The organism is Pseudomonas sp. GW822-FHT06B12, assembly GCF_058799675.1.
In genome coordinates, this window is record NZ_JBXALR010000002.1 from 167,656 (window position 1) to 191,800 (window position 24,145).

Annotated in this window: 20 protein-coding genes; 6 read left to right on the forward strand and 14 right to left on the reverse strand. The window is 59.1% G+C overall.

What is annotated here, in order from left to right; translation table 11 throughout:
- Positions 1 to 35: 35 nt before the first annotated feature.
- The 3 genes from ureG (at position 36) to AC1RKH_RS05540 (ending at position 2,569) form a co-directional block, all read left to right on the forward strand.
- A complete protein-coding gene (gene ureG, locus AC1RKH_RS05530; protein WP_493062136.1) occupies positions 36 to 650 on the forward strand; it encodes an urease accessory protein UreG in 615 nt (204 codons plus the stop codon).
- A gap of 38 nt (positions 651 to 688) precedes the next feature.
- On the forward strand, positions 689 to 1,261 hold the full coding sequence (locus tag AC1RKH_RS05535) for a HupE/UreJ family protein (protein WP_493062135.1): 573 nt from the start codon (positions 689 to 691) through the stop codon (positions 1,259 to 1,261).
- 174 nt (positions 1,262 to 1,435) lie between these two features.
- On the forward strand, positions 1,436 to 2,569 hold the full coding sequence (locus AC1RKH_RS05540) for an AGE family epimerase/isomerase (protein ID WP_493062134.1): 1,134 nt from the start codon (positions 1,436 to 1,438) through the stop codon (positions 2,567 to 2,569).
- A gap of 93 nt (positions 2,570 to 2,662) precedes the next feature.
- Here the strand turns inward: AC1RKH_RS05540 and AC1RKH_RS05545 are convergent, their stop codons facing one another.
- The 12 genes from AC1RKH_RS05545 to amaB form a co-directional block, all read right to left on the reverse strand.
- Positions 2,663 to 3,571, reverse strand: coding sequence for a cation diffusion facilitator family transporter (locus tag AC1RKH_RS05545; protein ID WP_493062133.1), 909 nt, complete (start codon positions 3,569 to 3,571; stop codon positions 2,663 to 2,665).
- A gap of 204 nt (positions 3,572 to 3,775) precedes the next feature.
- Positions 3,776 to 4,546 carry an SDR family oxidoreductase gene (locus AC1RKH_RS05550; RefSeq protein ID WP_123423751.1) on the reverse strand — a complete coding sequence of 257 codons (771 nt, stop codon included), beginning with the start codon at positions 4,544 to 4,546 and terminating at the stop codon, positions 3,776 to 3,778.
- A 104-nt stretch (positions 4,547 to 4,650) separates the two neighbouring features.
- Positions 4,651 to 5,883, reverse strand: a complete 1,233-nt coding sequence (locus AC1RKH_RS05555) for a TerC family protein (RefSeq protein ID WP_493062132.1) — start codon at positions 5,881 to 5,883, stop codon at positions 4,651 to 4,653.
- A gap of 95 nt (positions 5,884 to 5,978) precedes the next feature.
- On the reverse strand, positions 5,979 to 6,860 hold the full coding sequence (gene hflC, locus AC1RKH_RS05560; RefSeq protein WP_493062131.1) for a protease modulator HflC: 882 nt from the start codon (positions 6,858 to 6,860) through the stop codon (positions 5,979 to 5,981).
- Positions 6,857 to 7,891 carry an FtsH protease activity modulator HflK gene (gene hflK, locus AC1RKH_RS05565; protein WP_493062130.1) on the reverse strand — a complete coding sequence of 345 codons (1,035 nt, stop codon included), beginning with the start codon at positions 7,889 to 7,891 and terminating at the stop codon, positions 6,857 to 6,859. Before hflK ends, hflC begins: the two co-directional genes overlap by 4 nt.
- An 847-nt stretch (positions 7,892 to 8,738) precedes the next feature.
- Positions 8,739 to 9,455, reverse strand: a complete 717-nt coding sequence (locus tag AC1RKH_RS05570) for an ABC transporter ATP-binding protein (RefSeq protein WP_493062129.1) — start codon at positions 9,453 to 9,455, stop codon at positions 8,739 to 8,741.
- On the reverse strand, positions 9,452 to 10,327 hold the full coding sequence (locus tag AC1RKH_RS05575) for an ABC transporter ATP-binding protein (protein WP_123423756.1): 876 nt from the start codon (positions 10,325 to 10,327) through the stop codon (positions 9,452 to 9,454). Before AC1RKH_RS05575 ends, AC1RKH_RS05570 begins: the two co-directional genes overlap by 4 nt.
- Complete coding sequence (gene livM / locus AC1RKH_RS05580) at positions 10,324 to 11,622, reverse strand: high-affinity branched-chain amino acid ABC transporter permease LivM (protein WP_493062128.1); 1,299 nt, start codon at positions 11,620 to 11,622, stop codon at positions 10,324 to 10,326. The genes AC1RKH_RS05575 and livM overlap by 4 nt, the downstream gene beginning before the upstream one ends.
- A 2-nt stretch (positions 11,623 to 11,624) precedes the next feature.
- A complete protein-coding gene (locus AC1RKH_RS05585) occupies positions 11,625 to 12,539 on the reverse strand; it encodes an ABC transporter permease subunit (protein WP_493062253.1) in 915 nt (304 codons plus the stop codon).
- A gap of 191 nt (positions 12,540 to 12,730) precedes the next feature.
- Positions 12,731 to 13,864: an ABC transporter substrate-binding protein gene (locus AC1RKH_RS05590; protein WP_123423759.1), complete on the reverse strand. Its 1,134-nt coding sequence runs from the start codon at positions 13,862 to 13,864 to the stop codon at positions 12,731 to 12,733.
- A gap of 381 nt (positions 13,865 to 14,245) precedes the next feature.
- Entirely contained in the window at positions 14,246 to 15,529 is a 1,284-nt protein-coding gene (gene amaA / locus AC1RKH_RS05595) for an L-pipecolate oxidase (protein WP_493062127.1), read from the reverse strand.
- 155 nt (positions 15,530 to 15,684) lie between these two features.
- Complete coding sequence (amaB, locus tag AC1RKH_RS05600; protein WP_493062126.1) at positions 15,685 to 17,175, reverse strand: L-piperidine-6-carboxylate dehydrogenase; 1,491 nt, start codon at positions 17,173 to 17,175, stop codon at positions 15,685 to 15,687.
- A gap of 164 nt (positions 17,176 to 17,339) precedes the next feature.
- On the opposite strand from amaB, the gene AC1RKH_RS05605 reads away from it, so the two are divergent.
- From AC1RKH_RS05605 to nadE, 3 genes are all read left to right on the forward strand, one after another.
- Entirely contained in the window at positions 17,340 to 18,251 is a 912-nt protein-coding gene (locus AC1RKH_RS05605) for a LysR family transcriptional regulator (RefSeq protein WP_493062125.1), read from the forward strand.
- 230 nt (positions 18,252 to 18,481) lie between these two features.
- On the forward strand, positions 18,482 to 19,708 hold the full coding sequence (gene pncB, locus AC1RKH_RS05610) for a nicotinate phosphoribosyltransferase (RefSeq protein WP_123423763.1): 1,227 nt from the start codon (positions 18,482 to 18,484) through the stop codon (positions 19,706 to 19,708).
- A 4-nt stretch (positions 19,709 to 19,712) separates the two neighbouring features.
- Positions 19,713 to 20,540 carry an NAD(+) synthase gene (nadE, locus tag AC1RKH_RS05615; protein WP_493062124.1) on the forward strand — a complete coding sequence of 276 codons (828 nt, stop codon included), beginning with the start codon at positions 19,713 to 19,715 and terminating at the stop codon, positions 20,538 to 20,540.
- A 121-nt stretch (positions 20,541 to 20,661) separates the two neighbouring features.
- On the opposite strand, the gene AC1RKH_RS05620 is transcribed toward nadE, so the two are convergent.
- Together AC1RKH_RS05620 and AC1RKH_RS05625 are read right to left on the reverse strand one after the other, a co-directional pair.
- Positions 20,662 to 22,860 (reverse strand): hypothetical protein, encoded by a 2,199-nt coding sequence (locus tag AC1RKH_RS05620; protein WP_493062123.1) that lies wholly within the window; start codon positions 22,858 to 22,860, stop codon positions 20,662 to 20,664.
- Between the two features lie 114 nt (positions 22,861 to 22,974).
- The coding region (locus AC1RKH_RS05625) for a hypothetical protein (RefSeq protein ID WP_493062122.1) at positions 22,975 to 24,145 on the reverse strand (1,171 nt) is incomplete at its 5' end.

Genomic DNA, 24,145 nt, shown 5'->3' on the forward strand with positions numbered 1-24,145 from the left:
CCTGTTATTTTGGCCCTGTTATTTTGGAGAAGCACATGAACGCACAACCTCTACGCGTCGGCATCGGCGGCCCGGTCGGTTCCGGCAAAACCGCGCTGACCCTGGCCCTGTGCCTGGCGTTGCGTGATCGCTACAACCTGGCCGTGGTCACCAACGACATCTATACCCGCGAAGACGCCGATTTTCTGGTGCGCAACGAAGCCCTGGCCCCCGAGCGGATCATCGGCGTAGAAACCGGCGGCTGTCCGCACACGGCGATCCGCGAAGATGCATCGATCAACCTCGAAGCGGTGGATCAGCTGAACCGGCGCTTTCCCGGCCTCGATCTGATTCTGGTGGAGTCCGGTGGCGACAACCTGTCGGCGACCTTCAGCCCGGAACTCTCGGACCTGACGATCTACGTGATCGACGTCTCGGCCGGCGACAAGCTGCCGCGCAAGGGCGGGCCAGGGATCTGCAAATCCGACCTGCTGGTAATCAACAAGATCGATCTGGCGCCACTGGTAGGCGCGTCGCTGTCGATGATGGACAGCGACACCAAGCGCATGCGCGGCGGCAAGCCGTTCGTCTTCAGCAACCAGAAAACCGGCCAGGGCCTTGAAGAAATCATCGCCTTCATCGAGCGCCAAGGGCTGCTGAGCGCGGCCTGAAACTTATCCACACGCGTTATCAACAAGGAAGCTTATTCATGACACTCAAACGCATCTTCGTCGCCGCAGCCCTGCTGCTCACGCCCGCACTGGCGTTCGCCCACCCTGGCCATGGCGACAACGGCTTGCTGGCCGGGATCAGTCACCCAATTGGGGGGCTCGACCATTTGCTGGCGATGCTGGCCGTGGGGTTGTGGGCCGCGCAACAAAAGGGCGCAGCGCGCTGGGCACTGCCGTGTACTTTCGTCGGCACTATGCTGATTGGCGGGATGCTCGGGTTTGAAGGCTTGAACCTGCCAGCGCTGGAGAGCGGGATTGCCGCTTCGGTACTGGCGCTGGGTTTGGCCGTCGCGTTGGCGGTGCGCCCGCCATTGAGTCTGGCCATCGGCGCGACTGCGCTGTTTGCCTTGTTCCACGGCGTGGCTCATGGTCTGGAGCTGCCGGACATGTCCAGCCCTTGGGCGTATGCCGCTGGCTTCGTCGCCGCGACCGCAGCCCTGCATGCCGCCGGTTATGCGCTGGTGCGCGTATTGCCTCAGGCCGCTGCGCCGTTGGTTCGGGTAGCGGGGGCGGCTTCGGCGGCGACCGGCGTCTGGTTGCTCGCCGGCTGAGTGTTCTATTGCCTGGGCGGGCCTCATCGCGAGCAAGCTCGCTCCCACAGTGGAACTGTGTGCGCAGGACTAATGTGGGAGCGAGCCTGCTCGCGATGGGGCCCGGACAGACACTGCTTCTCTCAGGCCTGCTACCATGTCGCGCAAACACTCCTGCCGTGACGACGCCAGCCAATGCCCGATGCTCCCCGCTCCGCCTCCCAGCCTGAATTGACCGCTCTGTTCGCCACTGTGCGGGAGCATTTCCAGGACGTGATCGTGCCGCTCTGGCAAGGGCCCGGCTGGAACGCGGACATGGCGCTGCCGTATGAAGCGCTGGACGCCGAGCATCGGCCATTGCCGCCACAACGCTACCGGGCCATGGCCTGCGCACGGCAGCTGTACCTGTTCGCCAGCCTGATCGGTGAAGTGCCGGCCGCCGAAGAGCGCGCCGCTGCGCTGTTCCGCTCCTTGCAACGGCATTTCCACGATGCCGAGCACGGCGGCTGGTTCTACAGCATCGATGCCCACGGCGCGCCGCTGGATCAGCGTAAAGACCTCTACACCCACGCCTTCATTCTGTTTGCCTGCGCCCATTACTGGGCCAAGGTTCGCGAGCCGTTGGTGGAATCGGTGCTCAATGCGGCGCTGGAAGTGGTTGCTCAGCGTTTCGCCACAGGTGACGGTCTGTACGAAGCCAGCCTCGACCGCGACTGGTCGTCGCTCAACACCGGACCATTGCAGAACCCGCTGATGCATCTGGCCGAAGCGTTCCTCGCCACGCTGTCAGTACGCGATGATGGCCCGGCCCAGGTCGCGCTCAATGCACTGTGCGAGGCCATGCAAAAGCGCTTCATCGACCCGCAGCACGGGGTGATGATGGAAAAACCGCTGGGGGCTGTGGATAACTGGTTTGAACCGGGGCATCAGTTCGAATGGTTCTTTCTGCTGGCATCATCGGCGGCGCTACGCGGATCAAAACTGCACGCCTCGCTGACCCGCGCATTCGCGTTCACCGAGCAATTGGGCGTCAATCAGCAGACGGGGGCGGTGCGAGCGATGCTCGACCTTGAGCTGGACGGCAGGCCTCGCGATGAAACCCAACGCATCTGGGCCCAGGCGGAATACCTGCGCGCCCTGACCTTGCGTCCGGGCAGCGACGCCTTGCTCGAGCGTCAATTGAAAGCCTTGCAGCAGCACTTCCTGCATGCTGGTGGCTGGTACGAATGCCTGGACAGGGATGGCGCGGTTAGCCGCCAGGACATGCCGTCGACCACGCCTTACCATTTGGCGACCTGCTATCGCGGCCTCGCCGAGTATTTCGGCTGACAGAAAGACCGCCATCGCGAGCAAGCTCGCTCCCACAGGTTCAACGGTGTCCTTGTGGGAGCGAGCTTGCTCGCGATGGCAGCGACACGGTCTTCAGCCAGCAATCCACTTGCGATCACCGGTAAAACTGATGGTCAGCCAACGCGCCGCGTCAGGCTTGCCAAGTTTCGCCGAAATCTGATCGCGCAGCTCATCCAGTGTGGCCACGCCGTCGAGCCGGTAATCCGCCGGTAACACCACGTGAATCTCGATGAACCGCGCACGCCCATGCTTCTGCACATACGAGATGTAGTCGGCAAAACCATGCTCGGCCTTGGCCTCGTCCATCACTTGGCGAACCTTGTCATCCAGCTGATCCGGAACAATCCCCAGCACATCGCGTAACGCTGGCTTGAGGATTTTCAAGGCCGGCGCGAGCATGCTCAGAGCCAGCATGATCAGGATCGACGGGTCGACGTAAGCGGCCCACGCGCCATAGCCGTACGACTTGAGCAGCAACGCGGTGAGGAAGCTCACCAGCAAGCCGATAGAGAGCATTGCATCCACCAGCCAACTCATGTTGTCGAACTGGATCAGCGAGGACTTCAACGTACGATTACGATAACGAACGTAGAAGAAATAGCCGAAACAGACGACGCTAAGCACCGCCGCAAAAGGGATCACCAGGCCCAGTTCGATCTCGCGGCCACCGTTGATGATGCCGAACATACCGCTGAGAAAGGCGTAGATCGCAATCAGCAACAGGAAGCTGCCTTCGATCAGCAGCACCATCGGTTCGAGATGCCAGAAGCCAAACTGAAAGCGCTGGTTACTTTCCTTGGCGATCAGCTTGGCGGTAATCAGCATCAGAACCTTGATGAAGGTCGCGATCAGCGAAAAAAACCCATCGAACAAAATCGATTGGGAGCCAGAAAAAAAACCCGTGACGATCGCGGCGATCGCCACGGCGAACATCAGGATGGTCGATTGTTTGAGCAGTACCTGCTCACCTCGGTTACTCACATTTCCTCCTTCTGAAACCCTTGAAACCGCAGACTGCGGTGGGGGTTCAAGGAAAGGAGTCTACCTTACGGGCACTTTCGCCTGGCTGAACGCAATCGCGAGCAAGCTCGCTCCCACACTGGATCTTTGGTGTGCCTGCAATGTCGGACACAACAAGTTTCCCCCTGTGGGAGCGAGCTTGCTCGCGATGAAGATGACTCGGTTTTAAGCCTTGCCACCGCTACGGTCGATCGCAAACCCGCCCCAGGTCTGGCTCACCGGCATCAATTCCAGACGGTTGATGTTGATGTGCGCCGGGGCGTTGAGGACCCAGAAGATCGTCTCGGCGATGTCCTGCGGCTGGATCGGTTCGGCACCCGCGTAAGTGGCGTCGTAGCGCGCCTGGTCACCGGCAAAACGCACCAGCGAGAACTCGCTTTCACACAGGCCCGGCTCGATGTTGCTCACCCGCACGCCGGTGCCTTGCAGGTCGCAACGCAGGTTCAGCGAGAACTGTTTGACGAAGGCCTTGGTCGCGCCGTACACGTGGCTGCCTGGGTACGGGTAGTTGCCGGCGATGGAACCGAGGTTGATGATCCCGGCGCCGCGACCGTGGGCGATCAGGCGTGGCAGCAGCAGGCGAGTGCTGTACATCAGGCCTTTGATGTTGGTGTCGACCATGGTGTCCCAGTCGTCCAGATCGCACTTGGGCGCCGGGTCTACGCCCAGGGCCAGGCCAGCGTTGTTGATCAGTCCGCGCAGCGTGGCAAACGACGGCGGCAGGTTGGCAATCGCCGTCTCCATGGCCTTGCGGTCACGCACGTCGAGCACCAGGCCATGGACCTCGGTCTGCTTCGACAATTCGGCGCACAGGGCATTCAGACGCTCTTCACGACGGCCTGTCAGTACCAGTTTCCAGCCGGCCTCGGCAAAACGACGGGCACAGGCTTCACCAAAACCGGACGTCGCGCCGGTAATAAACAGGGTGTTGGACATCGTGTTCTCCTGGTTTGGGCTGAAACGCAGCCAATGGAATAGAAAATCAACTGGCAGCATGCCCGGCGCGGAGCGCAGCGGCAACCGGGTCAGCAACCCTCACGTCACAGGCTGCGCGCGCACTGGATCTGCGAGAAGCTGCCGCCATTGAGGGTGACGACCGTGGGGCTGGTTTTTTCCACCTCGCTGGGGGGCGTCAGGTGCAGCTCCTTGAGGGCGTTTTGCGGGTTCTGCCAGAGGATTTTCTTGTACCTCACGTAACCCGTGGCTTCACCGCCGCCCGTGACGATCCGGATCGTGCTGCCACCGGGCCGATAGTAAAGGGTGGTACTGGCACCGGTGCAGACATACACATAATCCTTTTGCGGTGTGGGCAGCAGACCACCCGACAAGCCGCCCACCAGGCTATACAACGCCGCACTGATCACGAAAATACCTGCAAGCCCGGCCAACACCGTCGCCCAGCCACTGTAGCCGCCGAACCACCGAGCCAAGCGCCGAGGCGGCTCATCGGCAATCGCCTCAATCGCAGGCGCGGGCTGAGCAGTCAGTACGACCTCAGGCTTCACTATCGGTAACGCAACCTTGGTGCCAGGCGGCGCCTGAACCGCGACAGCCGGCGCAACCCGCTGCCTGACGGCCGGTTTCGGCAACCGCGCACGCTGCCGAAGAATGATCCGCGCCTGAAGCACCACATACACCGCACACAACAGCGGCAGCACCTGATTGAGCGCCGGCGACTGGCTGTTGACCCAGCCCGCCACCACCGGATCAGACACCGCAATGTCCCCGGCGACATAACCCAGCAGCGCCGCACCGATCGACACCAGCAACGGCTGACGCCGTAACAACCGGGTGATCTGCAGGCTGCCGAACATCAGCAGCGGCACGCTCAACAGCAACCCCAGCACCAGATAAAAGACACTGCCCTGAGCCACCGCCGCCAACCCGACCACGTTGTCCATGCTCATGATCAGATCGGCGGTCAGCACCGTGACCACCGCACCACCCAAGGTCTGTGGCGAACGGTCTGACGAGTTGCCCTCTTCGTCGGCCTCTTCCTCAGTCAGCAGTCGTACTGCAATCACCAGCAACAGCACGGCGCCGATCAACTTGAGCCACGGCACCAGCAGCAACCAACCGGCCAGCGTGGTCAGCAATGCCCGCAGGGCGATAGCGCCACTGGTTCCGATCAACACGGCTCGCCGCATCTGCTCGGGCGGCAATCCGCGGCAGGCCATGGCGATCACCAACGCGTTATCGCCGGACAGGATCAGGTCCAGCAGGAACACCTGAAAGATCATGCTCAGCGCGTGCAGCGCACCCTCAAATAACATCGAGCGTTTTCCCGGCAAGAGACTGCGTCATCGAAACATCATCCCCGCGCGTCGCTCAACCCGCTGGTCTGCGGGGAGGTTGCTCATGGTGATCCCTATCGGCCGTTGGTTGTAGCCGGCCCGCTCCGAAACTGCTTGAGGAACTCCGCATCAGGCGTCAGCACCAGCATCGGCTGGCTGTCCGACAGCGCCTGGCGGTAGGTCTGCAACGAGCGGTACAACTTGTAGAATTGCGGGTCTTTGCTGAACGCCGCCGAGAGAATCTGGTTGGCCGCCGCGTCCGCTTCACCATGGGTGATTGCCGCCTGGCGCTGAACTTCGGACAGCAACACCGTGCGGTCACGGTCGGCCTTGGCCTGGATTTGCTGAGCCCATTCAAACCCCTGCGCACGCAGCTCCTTGGCTTCGCGTTGACGCTCGGATTTCATCCGGTCGTAAATCGCCTGGCTGGCCTCCAGCGGCAGATCGGCGCGGTGCAGGCGCACCTCGGTCACGTCGATGCCGAGTGCTCGGGCCTTGTCGGCCACGTCCTTTTCGATGATCGCGACTTCCTGCTGACGATCCGTGGACAACAACGAACGCAGCGATATCTCGCCCAGCTTTCGGCGCAACGAGGAGCTGACCATTTGCGTCAGTTGCGCATTGGCCTGATCCAGCGTTCCGACCGTTTGATAGAAACGCAGCGGGTCGTCGATGCGAAAACGTGTGTAGGTCTCGACTTCGATACGCTTCTGATCACCGAGGATGACTTGTTCGGCCGGTGACGACAAAGTCTGCAAGCGACTGTCGTAGAACACGATGGAATCACTGAACGGCACCTTGAACTTGAGCCCCGGCTCGCCGGCCACGCCCATCGGTGCGCCAAAGCGGATGATCAGTGCCTGTTGCGACTCATCGACGACATAGGCCGATGCGGCCAACGCCCAAAGCGCAATCACGACGATGGCTACGGTCAGCCATTTGAAGGTGCGGTTCATGGTCGGGCGTCCTTCTGCTGCGGTTTGCCTGGCTCGCTCAGCGGCATGTAAGGCACCACCCCGGACATGCCTTTGCCGGAAGAGTCGATGATGACTTTGGAGGCCTTTTTCAGGACTTCATCTATGCTCTCCATGTACAGGCGCCACGCGGTGACGTCTTTGGATTGCACGTAGCTGTTGTAGACCGAAAGAAACCGCTTGGCCTCGCCCTCGGCCAGGTTGCCGACTTGTGCCTGGTAAGCTTCGGCTTCCTGGGTGATACGCGCCGCGTCGCCACGGGCCCGGGGAATCACGTCATTGGCATAGGCTTCGGCTTCGTTGCGGGCGCGCTCCTGGTCGGCGCGGGCTCGCTGCACATCGTTGAACGCATCGATCACCTGCGGCGGCGGATCGACCCGTTGCAGTTGCACTTGAGTGATGAGAATCCCGGCCTGTTCGCGGTCCAGCAGTTGCTGCAGCAAGTCTCGGGTTTCATCGGCGATCTGTGCACGCTTGTCGGACATCACCGATTGAATCGGCGTACGCCCAATCACCTCGCGCAGCGCGCTTTCGGCCGCGAGTTTCACCGAGCGCTCCGGGTCGCTGATTTTGAACAGGTAGAGTCGCGCGTCCTTGATCCGCCAGAACACCGTGCAATCGGCTTCGACGATGTTTTCATCTCCGGTGAGCATCTGCTTGTCGCGCGCGCCATTGCTCGCCGCGCTCTGCACACTGCTAGTGGTGCCTAGTTGCAGCTGATTGACCTGAGTGATCTTGGGTAACAGGACGGTTTCGACAGGATAGGGCAAGTGATAGTGCAGCCCGGATTCAGCGGTCTGTTGCCAACGCCCGAAGCGCAGCACGATGCCCTGTTCATCCGGCTGAACCTTGTAAATACCGGAGCTGATCCAGGCCAGGAATATCAGCCCGCCGATCAATGCCAGGCCCCGTCCACCGAGATCCATCACCGCCAGGTGGTAGCCGATTCGTTGACGCAACCGGCGCGTCGGGCTGACGGGTTCGGCAGGAGCAAAGGCGTTCCTATCGGTCATGCAATGGCTCCATGTCGTCAAATGACGAGCGCCCATTCGGGGGCGCCAAGGCGCGCAGAGTACCTGAACCCAAAACCGCGAAAATGAAAATCCTGTCATGTTCGCTGTACAGAAAACGCTCAACTGCTGCCAGGCCTTGGCCGCTCTGGCTCGTAGCCAACTGCACGCACCTTATCCACAGCCCCGTCCACAGTCTTTGGGGGCAAGTGCAAACCTTGAGACGCGCTATCTACAAGGCTTTGCGGGCAGATTTGAAAGTTTTTTGCTTGACCTGGGCACTGACAAGTGTAGCCAGCATCGGTCGGTGCGACCGACCAGTCACCGAGGCGATGGCTCCACGCCAGTAATTACGGCCCTTTGCCGAGTCTTTCCAGAGTTTAACCACAGACTTATCCACAGGATGAGCAACGACTTTTCAGCCGATGGGCGTCGGCAATAAAAAGGTTGACAAGGCTCACTCAAGGCCGCGTAAAAACACCTGATCAAAAAACAACCACAACCCTGCAAGCCACGCCGTTAAAGGCCTTCAGACAGTTGCTCCCATGTTACCCACAGCCAGCTCCACAGCAAACGGGGACAAGTCAAAACTGTGGAAAAACAGCTATTTGCAGCGGCTTTATGTCGCGCTTTAGCAGGTTGAGAATATTGTTTTCCACAATTTCCATAAGGAGCACCACCGTCCCCTGTGGGAGCGAGCTTGCTCGCGATGACGGCGGCACAGTCAGCATCGAAGTGACTGATCTACCGCTATCGCGAGCAAGCTCGCTCCCACAAGGGTTGATGTGTTTTGGAGATATAAAAAAGCCCCGGCGATTGCTCGTCGGGGCTGGAGACTTCAGTAGATAACTCAGTGACCGCCGAGGTAGGCGTTACGCACCTCTTCGTTCACCAGCAACTCCTTGCCGGTACCGCTCAGGCGGATCTGGCCGTTGACCATCACATAGGCCCGGTCGGACAGCTTGAGCGCGTGGTTGGCGTTCTGCTCGACCAGGAAGATGGTCATGCCGGTGCCCGCCAGTTCGCGCAGGGTGGCGAAGATCTGTTTCACCACGATCGGCGCCAACCCCAGGCTCGGTTCGTCGAGTAACAGCAGCTTGGGCCGACTCATCAACGCCCGAGCGATCGCGAGCATTTGTTGCTCGCCTCCGGACATGGTCATCGCCCGCTGATTACGCCGCTCCTTGAGCCGCGGAAACAGCTCGAACATGCGCTGCATATCCTCTGTAGCGTACTGGTCGCCAATCGGGATCGTGCCCATCAGCAGGTTTTCCTCGACGGTCATGTCAGGGAATACCCGCCGCCCTTCCGGCGATTGTGCAATGCCGTTGGAGGCGATGTAGTGGGACGACTTGTGAGTGATGTCCACGCCGCGGTAGACGATCTGCCCGTCGGCGGCCCGTGGCTGGCCGAAGATCGACATCAGCAGGGTGGATTTACCGGCACCGTTGGAGCCGATCAGGCTGACGGTTTCTCCTTCGTTGATGTGCAGCGAGACTTTCTTCAGGGCCTGGATCGGCCCATAGAACACGTCGATCTCTTTCAGTTCGAGGATCGGTTGAGTCATACCAGCTCCTCTTCATCAGCACCCAGGTAGGCGGCAATCACTTTCGGATCGTTGCGGATCGCTTGAGGGTCACCCTCGGCGATCACGTTGCCGTGGTCCAGCACCACGATGTGGTCGGAAATGCTCATTACCATGCCCATGTCGTGTTCAATCAGCACCACGGTAATGTCGTGGTCGTCGCGCAGATGTCGAATCATCGCGCTGAGCGCCTCGGTTTCCTGCGGGTTGAGGCCCGCCGCCGGTTCGTCCAGACAAATGATCTTGGGCCGGGTGCACATGGCCCGGGCGATTTCCAGGCGGCGTTGCTGGCCGTAGGAAAGCTCACCGGCCAGGCGGTTGGCGCAGTCCACCAGATCGACCACTTCCAGCCAGTAGAAGGCATGGTCCAGGGCATCGCTTTCAGCCTTACGGTAGCCTTTGGTGTTGAGAATGCCGGACACCAGGTTGCGGTTGACCCACATGTGCTGGGCTACCAGCAGGTTCTCGATCACCGACATTTCCCTGAACAGGCGAATGTTCTGGAAGGTCCGCGCCAAGCCGGCGCGGTTGATCAGGTGCGTGCCACCGAACATCTTGTAGCGGAGCCGGTTGACGAAGCTTTTCGGCGAAACGAAATCGGTCGCCTTGAACGGCTCCCCGAGCATTTTGATGACGTTGGTTTTCACCCCGCGGGTGTTGAGTTCGATACGCCCGCCAGAAGCTTTGTAGAATCCGGTCAGGCAGTTGAACACCGTGGTCTTGCCCGCACCGTTGGGGCCGATCAACGCAAAGATCGAGTTGCGTTTGACCTTCAGGCTGACGTCGCTCAGGGCTTTGATGCCGCCGAAGTGCATCATCAGGTTCTCTACCGAGAGAATGATTTCATCGCTCATGACGCGCTCCTTTCAGTCAAGGCGCCTTTACGCGGGATCACACCGGTACGGCTGATCCGAATCAGGCCACGCGGTTTCCAGATCATCATCAGCACCATGAGGACGCCGAACAGCAACACGCGGTATTCGGCGAAGCCGCGCAGCAGTTCCGGCGCGACCGTCAGCACGAACGCGGCGATCACCACGCCGACGGTCGACCCCATACCGCCGAGCACGACGATGGCGAGGATCAAGGCCGATTCGAAGAACGAGAACGAGGTCGGGTTGACGAAACCTTGATAGCTGGCGAAAAACACACCGGCCAGACCGGCTGTGGAAGCCCCCAGGGTAAAGGCCGAGAGCTTGACCAGTACGTGGTTGAGACCCATTGCGCGACAAGCGATTTCATCTTCGCGCAAAGCCTCCCAGGCGCGCCCGACCGGCATGCGGGTCAGGCGATGCTTGATATACAGCACCAGCATCACGACGAGAAACAACACGGCATAGATGAACATGAACTTTATGTTCGGGTTGTATTCGGTCCCGAAGAATTCATGGAAGGGTATCCCGCCATCCTTCGCCACACGCGTGAACTCGATACCGAGAAACGACGGTGATGGCACCGGCATACCGTTAGGCCCTCCCGTGAAGGACAGCCAGTTGGTCAGTATCAGGCGAATGATTTCACCGAAGCCCAGGGTCACGATGGCCAGGTAGTCGCCGTGCATGCGTAACACCGGAAAGCCGAGTATGCAGCCGGCCATTGCCGCCATGAGTGCCGACAACGGCAACACGGTCCAGAAGCCCAGGCCAAGGTAGTGATAACCCAGTGCCAGGCCATAGGCGCCGATGGCATAGAACGCCACATAACCCAAGTCGAGCAGACCTGCCAGTCCGACCACGATGTTCAGGCCAAGGCCCAGCAACACGTAGATCAATCCCAGGATCACCACCGTCAGCAGGTACTTGTCGGCGAAGATCGGAAACACGATAGCGATCACGATCAAACCCGGGATGATGAAGCGCAGCCGCGACTTGAAATCAGGCGGCAGCACATGCACGCCGGAGCCGACGACTTCGAAGCCTTGCTGAACCTTCACCCCCTTGGGGGTCTGCAAGAACAGGCTCAAGGCAAAACGCCCGATCATCACCGCCCCGACCATCCAGGCGACACGCGTCGGCTGCAGGTTGTAGCTATAACCTTCAAGTACTACGCCCACGATCGGGCCGAAGACAATCAGGGCAATCAACCCGGCCAGAACAGTGTCGATCAGGCTTTTTTTGACATCGATAGTTTTGTTATTAGCGTCGGACATACTTATACCTTCGCCACAAGTGGGCGACCCAACAGGCCTTGAGGACGGAAAATCAGGATCAGTACCAGCAGCGAGAAGCTGAAGACGTCCTTGTAGTCAGAGTTGATCACCCCGGAAAACAGCGACTCGGAAACGCCGAGAATGATCCCGCCGAGCATGGCGCCAGGCAGCGAACCAATGCCGCCGAGCACCGCAGCGGTGAAGGCCTTTATGCCGATCACGAAGCCTGCGTAGAAATCAAAGGTGCCGTAGTTCACCGTGATCAAGACACCGGCCAGCGCAGCCATGGCAGCACCGATGATGAACACGTAGGAGATCACCCGGTCGGTGTTGATCCCGAGGATCGAGGCCATCTTGCGGTCTTGTTGGGTCGCACGACACATGCGCCCCAACTTGGTGTATTTGATGATGTAGGTCAGCAGGGCCATCCCGACAAACGCGGCGACCAGAATGAAGATCTTGGTGTAGGTGATCTGCACGAAACCAGTACCGATATCGAATCTCAGCCCACCGCTCAGCAGCGTAGGAATACCCTGTTGCCGTGAGCCCTGAGCGATTTGTGCGTAGTTCTGCAGGATCAGGGAAACGCCGATAGCACTGATCAGCGGTGCCAGTCGGGTGGAGTTGCGTAGCGGTTTGTAAGCGATGCGCTCGATGACCCAGCCATACACACCCGTCACGAAGACAGTGAACAGCAGGGTGCCCAGGATCAATAACGGAAAGGATTCGACACCGAACCAAGACAGCAGAGCCAGGCTGATCGCCGCGAGGTACGCGGAAATCATATAAACCTCGCCGTGGGCGAAGTTGATCATGCCGATGATGCCGTAGACCATTGTGTAGCCGATGGCGATCAGGCCGTAGACCGAACCGAGAGTCAAACCGTTGATAACTTGTTGCAGGAAAATACCGTCCATCATGCACTCTCACTAACTTGAGAGGCCACCGCGAACCCGGTGTCGATGAGCCCTTGTGAGGCGCACCTGGCCAGGTTCATGTGGCTCAGAAGAAAAATACCGGGTCGGCATGATTGCAGAACCCATGACCAAAGCCGGACCTGCGCCCCACGACGGATATCGAGAGACCCAGGCCTGGCGATGCGCTTATCTCACTTCTGTTTTTCCAGCTGGTGGTATTTGCCCGCAGCATCCCACTGGTAAACCACGTAGTCGGAGATTTTCAGGTCGCCCTTGGTATCCCATTCCTTCTTGCCCATCACGGTCTCCACCGGATGCGCTTTCAGCCATTTGGCAGCGTCTTCGCCTTTGTTTGTCTTGGCACCGTTGAAGCCGGCAGCCAGGGCCTGTACCGAAGCGTAGGCGTACAGGGTGTAGCCTTCAGGCTCGTAACCGGACTTGCGGAAGGTTTCCACGACAGCCTTGCTGTCTGGAATCAGACGCGGGTCAGCGCCAAAGGTCATGTACACGCCGTCAACGTAAGGAGCACCACCGGCTGTCGTGACCATTTCGTCAGTCACGATGCCGTCATCGGACATGAACTTGACGTCTTTCAGACCTTGCTCGCGCAGTTGGTGGACCAGTGGACCGGCTTCCGGGTGCAGGCCGCCGAAGTAAAGGACGTCGGCCCCTACCGAACGGACCTTGGTGATCAGGGCGCTGAAATCTTTCTCGCCACGGGTCAGACCTTCTTCAAGAACCGGTTTCACGCCACGCGCGGTCAACTGCTTGGCAGTCGCGTCCGCCAGGCCTTTACCGTAGGTGTCCTTGTCGTTGATGACGGCAACTTTCTTGCCTTTCAGGACGTCGACGATGTAGTTACCCGCGACGATACCTTGCTGGTCATCGCGCCCGCACATACGCATCATGGCAGGCAGGCCGCGCTCGGTGACCGCCGGGTTGGTAGAACCCGGAGTGATCGCGATGACGCCGGCGTCGGAGTAGACCTCGGAAGCAGGGATGGTCGACGACGAGCAGAAGTGCCCGACAACGCCGATAACCTTGTCCTGCACCATTTTGTTCGCAACAGCCACAGCCTGTTTCGGTTCGCAGGCGTCATCGCCCTGGACCAGAACAATTTTTTCGCCGTTGATGCCGCCCTTGGCGTTGATTGCATCCGCCGCAGCTTGCGCACCTTTCATATATTGCAAGCCGAAGGAAGCGCTAGGACCGGTCATCGGACCTGCCACACCAATTTTGACATCAGCCTGAACAAACGAAGAAACACCCAATGCAGTAGCGACTGCGAGTGCCAGAAAACCTTTCCTGTAAAACGTCTGCGACATGTGATGGTGCTCCTGAGGTTTTTTAGTTAGCACAGCAACTTCAGCGGAAGCTTTGATTCAGCTACAAAGCGCAGAGCAAGTGGCGTGCCATCAGTTTTTTATTCTTCAAAAAGTCGCTGCTTTATTGTTATTACGACTGTTTCGGGCCCTTTTTCATTGGGCGTGCAACCGTCTAAACCGCGGAAGGTGAAACCATTTCATTTTTTAGGCGCAACCCGAGCGCGCCATCATTGCAACCGCGGCGCCAAACGACGTGCAACCAGCCTGTAACAGCGTGCGTCACCGAACTGCACACTGCCGGTGCGCAACTGCTACAACACGCACCATTACAGGCTAGCCGCTACGCCGAAAAGCGCCGCTTCCCGCAACATATTTCCTCGATCAAATGACAATCCGCAGGCACTGGCCCGCGTGATAGAGCGAAAAACCGGCCTCGTACAGACAACTGCGCAAGCCCACCCCAGCCAATGGCTGCATGGGGGCGAAGGGAATCGGTAGCGCCTGAGGATTTCCGTTACACAAGTAATCGGCGAAGGCTTTACCAACCACCGTGCCGGTGGTCACGCCACGGCCGTTGTAACCGGTGACTGCCACTAAACCGGGCGCCGGTTCGAACAAACGCATCAAGTGATCAGGGGTAAAGGCAATGCAACCGGTCCAGGTGCATTCCCATTCCACCGGTTTGAGATAGGGGAAATAATGCTGCTGTACCCGGTCGGCCCAGGCTTTGAGGAACCACGTGGGTTTCTGATTGCCATTACCGAGGCTACCAAGCAACAACCGACCGTCTTTGTCGCGACGAATACTGCTGAGCACCTGGCGGGTGTCCCAGGAACCCTGACCACCGGGCAAGATTAGCTGCGCGGCCTCTTCGGTCAGCGGCTTTGATGCCACCTGATAGTAATAGCCGGGGAAGAAATTGCGCCGTAATTCGGTCCAATCGCCCTCGGTGTAGGCGTTGGAGGCGATCACCACCTGCTCGGCCATGACCGAACCGGCGTCGGTTTGCACCGACCAGCGTTGGCCCTGACGTTCGAGCCGGGTGACCGGTGAATGGTCGAACAGCTGACCACCCAGGTCCGCGGCAGCCTTGGCCAGACCGCTGGTGTAGGCCATCGGATTGAGCGTGCCGGCGCGGCGGTCGAGCAATGCGGCGGCAATTTTTTTGGTCCCGGTTGCCTGTTCGCAAGCGGCACCGGTCAACAATTCCACGGGCGCGCCGCGGCGTTTCCATTGTTCTTCACGACTGCGCAGATCGGCCTCGCCACGGGCGTTGTGGGCCATGTGCAGCGTGCCTTCGCGGCGTAACTGGCAATCGATGTTGTATTTGTCGATCAGGCTGAACACCAGGGCAGGTGCCGCCCCGAGCATGCGATTGAGCTGACTGCCGATCGCTTCGCCGAACCCGGCTTCGATCTCGTCCGGGGGAATCCACATCCCGGCGTTCACCAACCCGACGTTACGCCCCGAACCGCCCTGCCCGCAGCGCTTGGCTTCCAGTACACAGACGCTTTTGCCCTGTTCCAGCAAATGCACCGCCGCTGATAACCCGGTAAAGCCGGCGCCGATCACACAGACGTCCGCCGTCACCTCGCCCTTGAGCGCCGCACGGTCAGGCCGTTGCGGCGTCAGTTTTTCCCATAAGCACTCTTCGCGTAACGGCATTGCCAGACTCCAAAAATGAAACCTAACCACTACACAATTCAGTGTGGGAGCGAGCTTGCTCGCGATAGCAGTTTTCCAGTCACCTCCATGTCGGATGTGCTGCCGTCATCGCGAGCAAGCTCGCTCCCACAGGGGATCCTTGTTTGACTCAAGCCTCAGTCGAACGTGATCCCCTGGGCCAACGGCAACTCCAGCGAATAGTTCACGGTGTTGGTCTGGCGACGCATGTAACCGCGCCATGCATCGGAACCGGACTCGCGACCGCCGCCGGTTTCTTTCTCGCCACCAAAGGCGCCACCGATTTCCGCGCCGCTCGGGCCGATGTTGACGTTGGCGATGCCGCAGTCGCTGCCCACCGCCGACATGAACTGCTCGGCTTCACGCACGTCGGTGGTGAAGATGCACGACGACAGGCCTTGCGGCACCGCGTTGTTCAGGCGCAGCGCTTCGGCGAAGTCTTTGTAGCCAACCACGTACAGAATTGGGGCGAAGGTTTCACTGCGCACCACATCGCTTTGCTCTGGCATTTCGACGATGGCCGGCGAAACGTAGTAGGCGTTCGGGAACGTGTCTTCGAGCTGCCGCTTGCCGCCAAACACTCGGCCGCCTTCGCTCAAGGCTTGTTCCAGCGCGTCCTGCATGTTTTCAAAACTGTGCTTGTCGATCAGCGGGCCGACCAAATTGCCTTCCAGCGGGTGACCGATGCGCACTTTGGAATAGGCAGCCTTGAGGCGGGTGACGATCTCTTCCTTGACCGACTCGTGGGCGATCAGGCGACGCAGGGTGGTGCAACGCTGACCGGCGGTGCCGACCGCACTGAACAGAATCGCCCGCACAGCCATGTCGAGGTCGGCGCTTGGGCCAAGGATCATCGCGTTGTTGCCGCCCAGTTCCAGAATGCTGCGAGCAAAACGCGCGGCGATTTTCGGTGCCACTTCGCGCCCCATGCGGGTGCTGCCGGTGGCGCTGATCAAGGCGACACGCGGGTCATCCACCAGCGCTTCACCGGCATCGCGGCCACCGATGATCACTTGGCTGAGGTATTGCGGCGCATCGCTGAAATTCTTCAAGACGCGCTCGAACAGCGCCTGGCAGGCCAGTGCGGTAAGCGGGGTTTTCTCCGACGGTTTCCAGATCACCGAGTTGCCGCAGACCAGCGCCAGCGTGGTGTTCCAGGCCCAGACCGCAACCGGGAAGTTGAACGCGCTGATCACCCCGACCACGCCCAGCGGATGCCAGGACTCACGCATGTGGTGGCCCGGACGTTCGGAGGCGATAGTCAAACCGTACAGTTGACGGGACAGGCCGACGGCGAAATCGCAGATGTCGATCATTTCCTGAACTTCACCCAGACCTTCCTGAGTGATCTTGCCGGCTTCCCAGGAGACCAGCTCGCCCAGATCGGCCTTGTATTCACGCAAAATGTCGCCCAGTTGGCGCACCAGTTCACCACGACGTGGGGCCGGGACCTTGCGCCACAGGTCGAACGCATGCTCTGCGCGACTGACCTGCTGCTCGACTTCAGCGGCGCCTTCCCAGTTCACCGAGGCAATCTGGCTGCCGTCGATCGGTGAATGCACGGGCTGTTTGCCGTTCTGGTACAGGGCCGGGTTTACACCCAAACGATCAAGCAATGCGGCAACCATGGGTCACTCCTTCAACGTGAAAAGCAGAAAATTCACAGCCCGCTGACAAGGGGCTTCAGGCCTTTAGTTGTAGCCGGCCTGAGACTTGCCAACAAACGACCTTTAGGCGAGATATCATTCCGTTTATTCATGCAAAGCGTTGCAACAAGAACAAGGGACCACCCATGCTGAATAAACGCCACTTGCCATCGATCACCGCGTTGCAGTGTTTCGAGGCGGTCACCCGTCACCTGAGCTTCACCCGCGCCGCCGAAGAGTTGAACCTGACCCAAAGCGCCGTCAGCAAACAGGTCGCGCAACTCGAAGAGCTACTACAGCATCTGCTGTTTCGCCGGGTGCGTCGACGCCTGCAAATGACCCCGGCCGGTGATTTGTACCTGGTTGAAGTGCGAAAAATCCTCACGCAAGTCGAGATGTCGACCCACTATCTGCGCTCCTACGGCGGCGAGACAGAAGTATTGCGTGTGTCCACGCCTTCAACCTTCGGCGCTCGTTGGCTGGTGCCACGCCTTAAAGGCTGGCGTCTGCGGCATCCGCATATTCATCTGGACCTGTGCAACGAACAGGAAGCCGACGACCTGCTGCAAGGGCGCAGCGACCTGGCGTTCTATTTCGGCCAGGGTTCGCGGCCTGGCACCGAATGCCTGAAACTGTTCGGCGAAGAGCTGGTGCCGGTTTGTGCACCGGGTAGCCTGCCGGAGCAGCCATTTACTGACCCGACGCAACTCAGCGATCTGGTGTTGCTGCAAAATGCCTCGCGGCCGCAGGCCTGGCACGATTGGTTCGATAGCCAGGGATACCAGACCGAGCACAGCTATCACGGCCCGCGTTTCGAAACCTTTTATATGTGCATCCGCGCAGCGCAAGTCGGCTGTGGCGTCGCCCTGTTGCCACGGTTTCTGGTGGAAGAAGAATTGGCCGACGGCAAACTGGTCATCCCCTGGCAACACGCGATGCCCAGCAGCGACGCCTATTACCTGGCCTACCCCGAACATTCGGCGGAAGTGCCCAAGGTCCGGGACTTTGTGAAGTGGATGCTGGAGCAGATCGACAGCCCGGATGCACCGCAAATTTGAAGCTTCCCATAATCCCTGTGGGAGCGGGCTTGCTCGCGAAGAGGCCGGCACATTCAACATTAATGTTGGCTGGAATTACGCCTTCGCGAGCAAGCCCGCTCCCACAGGAATCTGCTGCGGTCTAAAAAATCACTGGCAATCACTACCACCGATATGCGCCACTAGCCCCATTCATTGAAACAGCTGAAACGTCGCTGCCATCAGCGGCGGCCAGCATGGAGATTCCCGTTATGAGCGAGAGTGTGTTTGCCGATCGCATCGTGCAGAACTTGCTCGACACCGACTTCTACAAACTGACCATGATGCAGGCGGTGCTGCACAACTACCCCAACGTTGAAGTCGAATGGGAGTTCCGCTGCCGTAACAGTGAGGATCTGCGCCCCTACCTGGCGGAGATTCGTTTTCAGATCGAGCGCCTGGCTGAATTGAGCCTGAGCGCCGATCAGTTGAGCTTTCTGGAACGTATCAGTTTCCTGAAGCCGGATTTCCTGCGTTTTCTCGGATTGTTCCGCTTCAACCTGCGTTACATCCACACCGGCATCGAGAACGGCGAGCTGTTCATCCGTCTGCGCGGTCCGTGGTTGCATGTGATTCTGTTCGAAGTGCCGCTGCTGGCGGTGGTCAGCGAAGTGCGCAACCGTTATCGCTACCGTGAAGTCGTCATGGAACAGGCCCGCGAGCAGCTCTATCGCAAGTTCGACTGGTTGAGCGCCAATGCCAGCGCTGAAGAACTCTCGCACCTGCAGGTGGCGGACTTCGGCACCCGTCGGCGCTTTTCCTACCGCGTGCAGGAAGAAGTGGTGAACGTGCTCAAACACGATTTCCCCGGACGTTTCGTCGGCACCAGCAACGTGCACCTGTCCCGCGAGCTGGACATGAAGCCGCTCGGCACCATGGCTCACGAATGGATCATGGCCCACCAGCAACTCGGTCCGCGACTGATCGACAGCCAAAGCGCCGCCCTCGATTGCTGGGTTCGCGAATACCGCGGCCTGCTGGGGATTGCCCTGACCGACTGCATCACCACCGATGCCTTTCTCAACGACTTCGACCTGTATTTCGCCAAGCTCTTCGACGGTTTGCGCCATGACTCCGGGGACCCGATTGCCTGGGCCGAAAAAGCCATCGCCCACTACCATAAGCTCGGTATCGAGCCGATGAGCAAGACGCTGGTGTTCTCCGACAGCCTGACGCTGCCCAAATCGCTGGAGATATTCCGGGCGTTGCGCGGTCGAATCAATGTCAGCTTCGGTATTGGCACCAACCTGACCTGCGATATTCCAGGTGTCGAACCGATGAGCATCGTGCTTAAAATGGCGGCATGCAATGGTCAACCCGTCGCCAAGATTTCCGATGAAGCAGGCAAGACGCACTGCAAAGACCCGAATTTCGTCGCCTATTTGCGACATGTGTTTCAAGTACCTGCCGCCCTCTCTGGCACATCAAGCAAGGAGTGAATTCATGCAAGCCGTACAGCGTGAGATTGCTGAACAGCTCAAGGTCCAACCGCCTTTCGCCGACGTGGCAGCCCTGGAGGCTGAAGTCACACGGCGGATTACCTTTATCCAGGATTGCCTGGTCGACTCCGGGCTCAAGACACTGGTGCTGGGCATCAGCGGCGGCGTCGACTCGTTGACCGCCGGCCTGCTGGCCCAGCGCGCCACGCGCGAATTGCGCGAGCGCACCGGTGACGCGAGCTACAAGTTCATCGCCGTACGTTTGCCGTATGAGACTCAATTCGACGAACACGATGCGCAAGCCTCGGTGGATTTCATCGCCCCGGATGAGCGCCACACCGTGAACATCGGCCCGGCGGTCAAGTCGCTGGCCAATGAAGTCGCCGCCTTCGAAGGCAAGCACGCAGTCTCGGTGGATTTCGTCCTGGGCAACACCAAGGCGCGGATGCGCATGGTCGCGCAATACACCATCGCCGGCGCCGCCCACGGCCTGGTGATCGGCACCGACCACGCAGCAGAAGCGGTGATGGGTTTCTTCACCAAGTTTGGTGACGGTGCCTGCGACCTCGCACCACTGAGCGGTCTGGTGAAAAACCAGGTCCGGGCGATTGCCCGCAGCTTCGGCGCACCGGAGTCGCTGGTGGAAAAAATCCCGACCGCCGACCTTGAAGACCTCTCCCCCGGCAAACCGGACGAAGCGTCCCACGGCGTGACCTACGCCGAGATTGATGCTTTCCTGCACGGTGAGCCGGTGCGTGAAGAGGCGTTCAGGATCATCTGTGATACGTACCGCAAAACTCATCACAAACGGGTGATGCCGTTCGCGCCTTGAGTGATGGTAGACAGATAGAAAAAAGCCCACTGGTGGAGTGATCCGCAGTGGGCTTTTACTTGTAAAACTGTCGTGAATCACTTGGCACAGTGATTAATCACCGCGCGTGCGACGACTTCGGTTATTGCAAATAGAATCTCCGAGCGGGTGAAAATCGCCCATTTCCAGACTGCTCTCGGACCTTATACGACACATAGACCAGCCCACTGGACGACAGGTCGACGGAGGTGCTCCAGCTCCCATCAGGCTGAACCGGAAAGACATCTATCGGTCTTGTACTGTCTCCCAAGAACAACTCGACAGAACGATTAGGAGTTGCCTTGCCTGTTAGCGTGAAAACTCTGGCTTTGCTAAAGGTAGCGTCAGGAACCTCGACTCCTGCTGGGTCTTTCACTGAAGTGATAAACGGATCTCCAACCGCCACCACGAAAAACCTCCTATTGCCTAACCCCGATGAACTGGAGAACTTCGGTCTAGCACGGACTTCATAGACCCATGGACGCGGATAATCGTACGGGATTTCGGCACTCCAGAAACCGTCTTCGTCAACACTGAACTCCTTGCGTACTGCAAATTCCGAGTCAATAACATCGCCCATCCGAAGGGGTTCGCCCCTACCCGTTATCGTTAGCGTTGTAGGGGTCGTGAAACCCCAATCGGGGATTTCAGTACCCAGGGAGTCCATGACCGCAGTGATGGAGAGTAACTCCTTCATTGCCACTACCTTAACAGTCCAGGTATCGGATACCTGCCCGCTGACAACACCCACTACCGTAATGACATGCGAACGTTGCTCCAAAAAATTCAGGTCGTACTTCAACTCGCCGCTGTCGTCAGCATGGAGCTCACCCTGTTTGCGCCCATTCACTTCTATCCTGAGTAGTTCCCTGGCAGCAGCCTTGATTGTTAGTTTCAGGCTGGAGTAGGTGGTCTCTCCCTCGTCATCTACGGGAACATCGATGTAATCCGTCACCTTGGTGATGACCGGTTTGACTACCGACGCTTTCACGGTAACGGTCCAGGTATTGGAATCCTGTCCGCTCGCAACAGCCTTGATCACGTGCGTGGTCAGGCCCAATTCGGTCAACTCGTACTTCCACACCCCGCCTTCCGCCGTGGCCGTGCCCTTCGATTCTTCTCCAACGAAAATTTCAACGTCCTCACCCACTCCCGCCGTCCCTTCCAGCTTCAGCGTGGTGTCGGTGGTTTCGCCATTGTCGGCGACAGGAGTGCCCTTGGAGTCCGTCACCCGGGTGATGCCGGGTTTCACCACAGCGGCTTTCACCTTCACGGTCCAAGTATCAGAGTCCAGCCCGTTCGCAACAGCCTTGATCACGTGCGTGGTCTGGCCCAATTCGGTCAACTCGTACTTCCACACCCCGCCTTCCGCCGTGACCGTGCCCTTCGATTCTTCTCCAACGAAAATCTCTACCGTCGCATCCACACCCGCCGTCCCTTCCAGCTTCAGCGTGGTGTCGGTGGTTTCACCATTGTCATCGACAGGAGTGCCCTCGGAGTCCGTCACCGTGGTGATTTCCGGTTTGACTGCCACGACGTTTTTAACGGTATAGACCCGCTCCTCGAAATCAAACGCCTGAGTCTCGTCGTCTTCCTGATTCAGCGCGACCTTGACGATGACCTTCAGCAGCGAGCCATTGAGCAACGCCCTGAAGTAGTCGTAAGGCACCTTCACCTCGCGATAACCGCGAGTGATCCAGGCCCCATCCACTGGCTCCGATGCCAGCACAGGAAGCGGGTGATCCACATCACCGGTCTTCTTGCCCTCCAGATAGATCCAGCAGCGTTGATCCACAGCAATCAGCGGCCAGATTCCCAAGCGCAGCGTGAGGTCGTTGGAACTGCCGGTCAGATCCAGTCCTGGCCCGTTACCGCCGTTCTCCGCCTCACGGATCAGCGCCGCTTTCAACTCGCGCTGTGGCAGGGGGAGCACGTTGAGCACCAGATCCGGAGAGGGTTTATCTGGCTCGTTCTCACGCACGATCGTGTACTTCACCGTCATTTTTTTGCCCAGCAGGAACGCAACGACCTCCTTCTTCAAATTCAGAGTTCTGATATTTGGCGGCGACAAAGTCAACAGAGGGCTGGTGTACTTCCCGCCCTCCGGAGTGCCGGGCTCGCCGGTAATCTCGACATAGAACTGGTCACGCGACACCAGGTTCGTCGTCGGTATAAACGCCTTGAACTCGCGGGGAGTGTCTATCGAGTCCAGAGCATCATCACCGAGCATCGGCTCGAGCTTCAGCGGGTCGAGGTCCGGGATGGGTGCGTGTGTTTGGGGAGCGATAACTTGAATGGTCATGAGCAATCTCCATTTCAGAGGTGGTGCCGAAACGTCAGCAGTAGCGTTGATGCTCATCTAACACCCGGTCCCGATGCGCTGACCCTTGTCAGCGCGTACCGGGTCAACACGCCATTACTTCATCGACGCGATCTTGCGCACTCGATAGAGATTTGACTTCGGCGCCCCCTCGCCCGGCGCTGAGGCTACGTAGTGATACTCCCTGGGCTCTGCGTCGATATGTGCCGTCCATTCCCACTGACCTTGCGGGTTGACCTTGATAGCCTCGATTGTCTCGTCGCTAAGAAGCTCATGGATGTTGATCTCCCCTCCCGCAGCACCCGAGCCCCGCAGCGTAAACGCCTGTCCAGAGGTTTCGCCGTAAGGAGGGATCATATTGCCGTTAAGGTCACTCACCGATTCGATAATGGGTGTTCCATCAGCGAATACCGTCAGCGGCCAAAGCATGGGGGACTCGGCGTCGGGGACACTCAGCGCGAAGTTATAGTAATCGACTCTCAAATCTCTCAGGGTAAGCCCCCAGTAGCCATACTGGTCAGACTGGACAGCTTTCGGAACGCTGAATACGTCGGAAACAGTGACTGACTTGCGGGGCTCGGCAGTGCCTTGGAGCGTGATCGTGGTGGCCGTAGTAGCGCCACCTTGAGGGATCTCCTTGCGTTGGGGTCCTTTGGCGGCGGTGATCTTGAGTTTCCCGTCCGATGGACCGGGTTTCACGATGACAGTCCAGATTTCCGACTCCAGCCCGCTCTCGACGCCTACTACCTTGATGTCTTGCTCTTCCAGCCCGAGGTCGGTCAGTTCGTAGTGCAGAACACCCTCTGCATCAGCAAACTTCTTGTCCTTCTCGAGCTCATTGACCAGGATCTTGAGTTGTTCGCTCGGGCCTGCCTGGATTGTCAGTTTGAGCGTTGTCGCAATAGTGATCGATTCATGGGGGACATCATGGTCGTTGGTGTCTGTGACTGATGTGATTTCGGGTTTTTCCGTTCGCACAGGCTGTACGGTAACGGTCCAGGTATTTGATTCCGGCCCACCGACACCCGGCTCCTTGGCCTTGAACACGTACTCTTTTGGAGGCAAGGTCCCCGTTTCAAACTCCCACGCGGTCCCCGTCACCGTGGCCTCGCCCAGCCGGTTGATGCCTTCGTAAATGTCGACTTTTTGACCCGCAGCTACCGTGCCTTTGAGTGTCAACGGCGTTTTAGTGGTCGTGCCGGGATTTTCAATCGACGCACCTGCGAAGTCCTTCACTTCGCCGATCGTCGGTCTCACCACCGCCGCC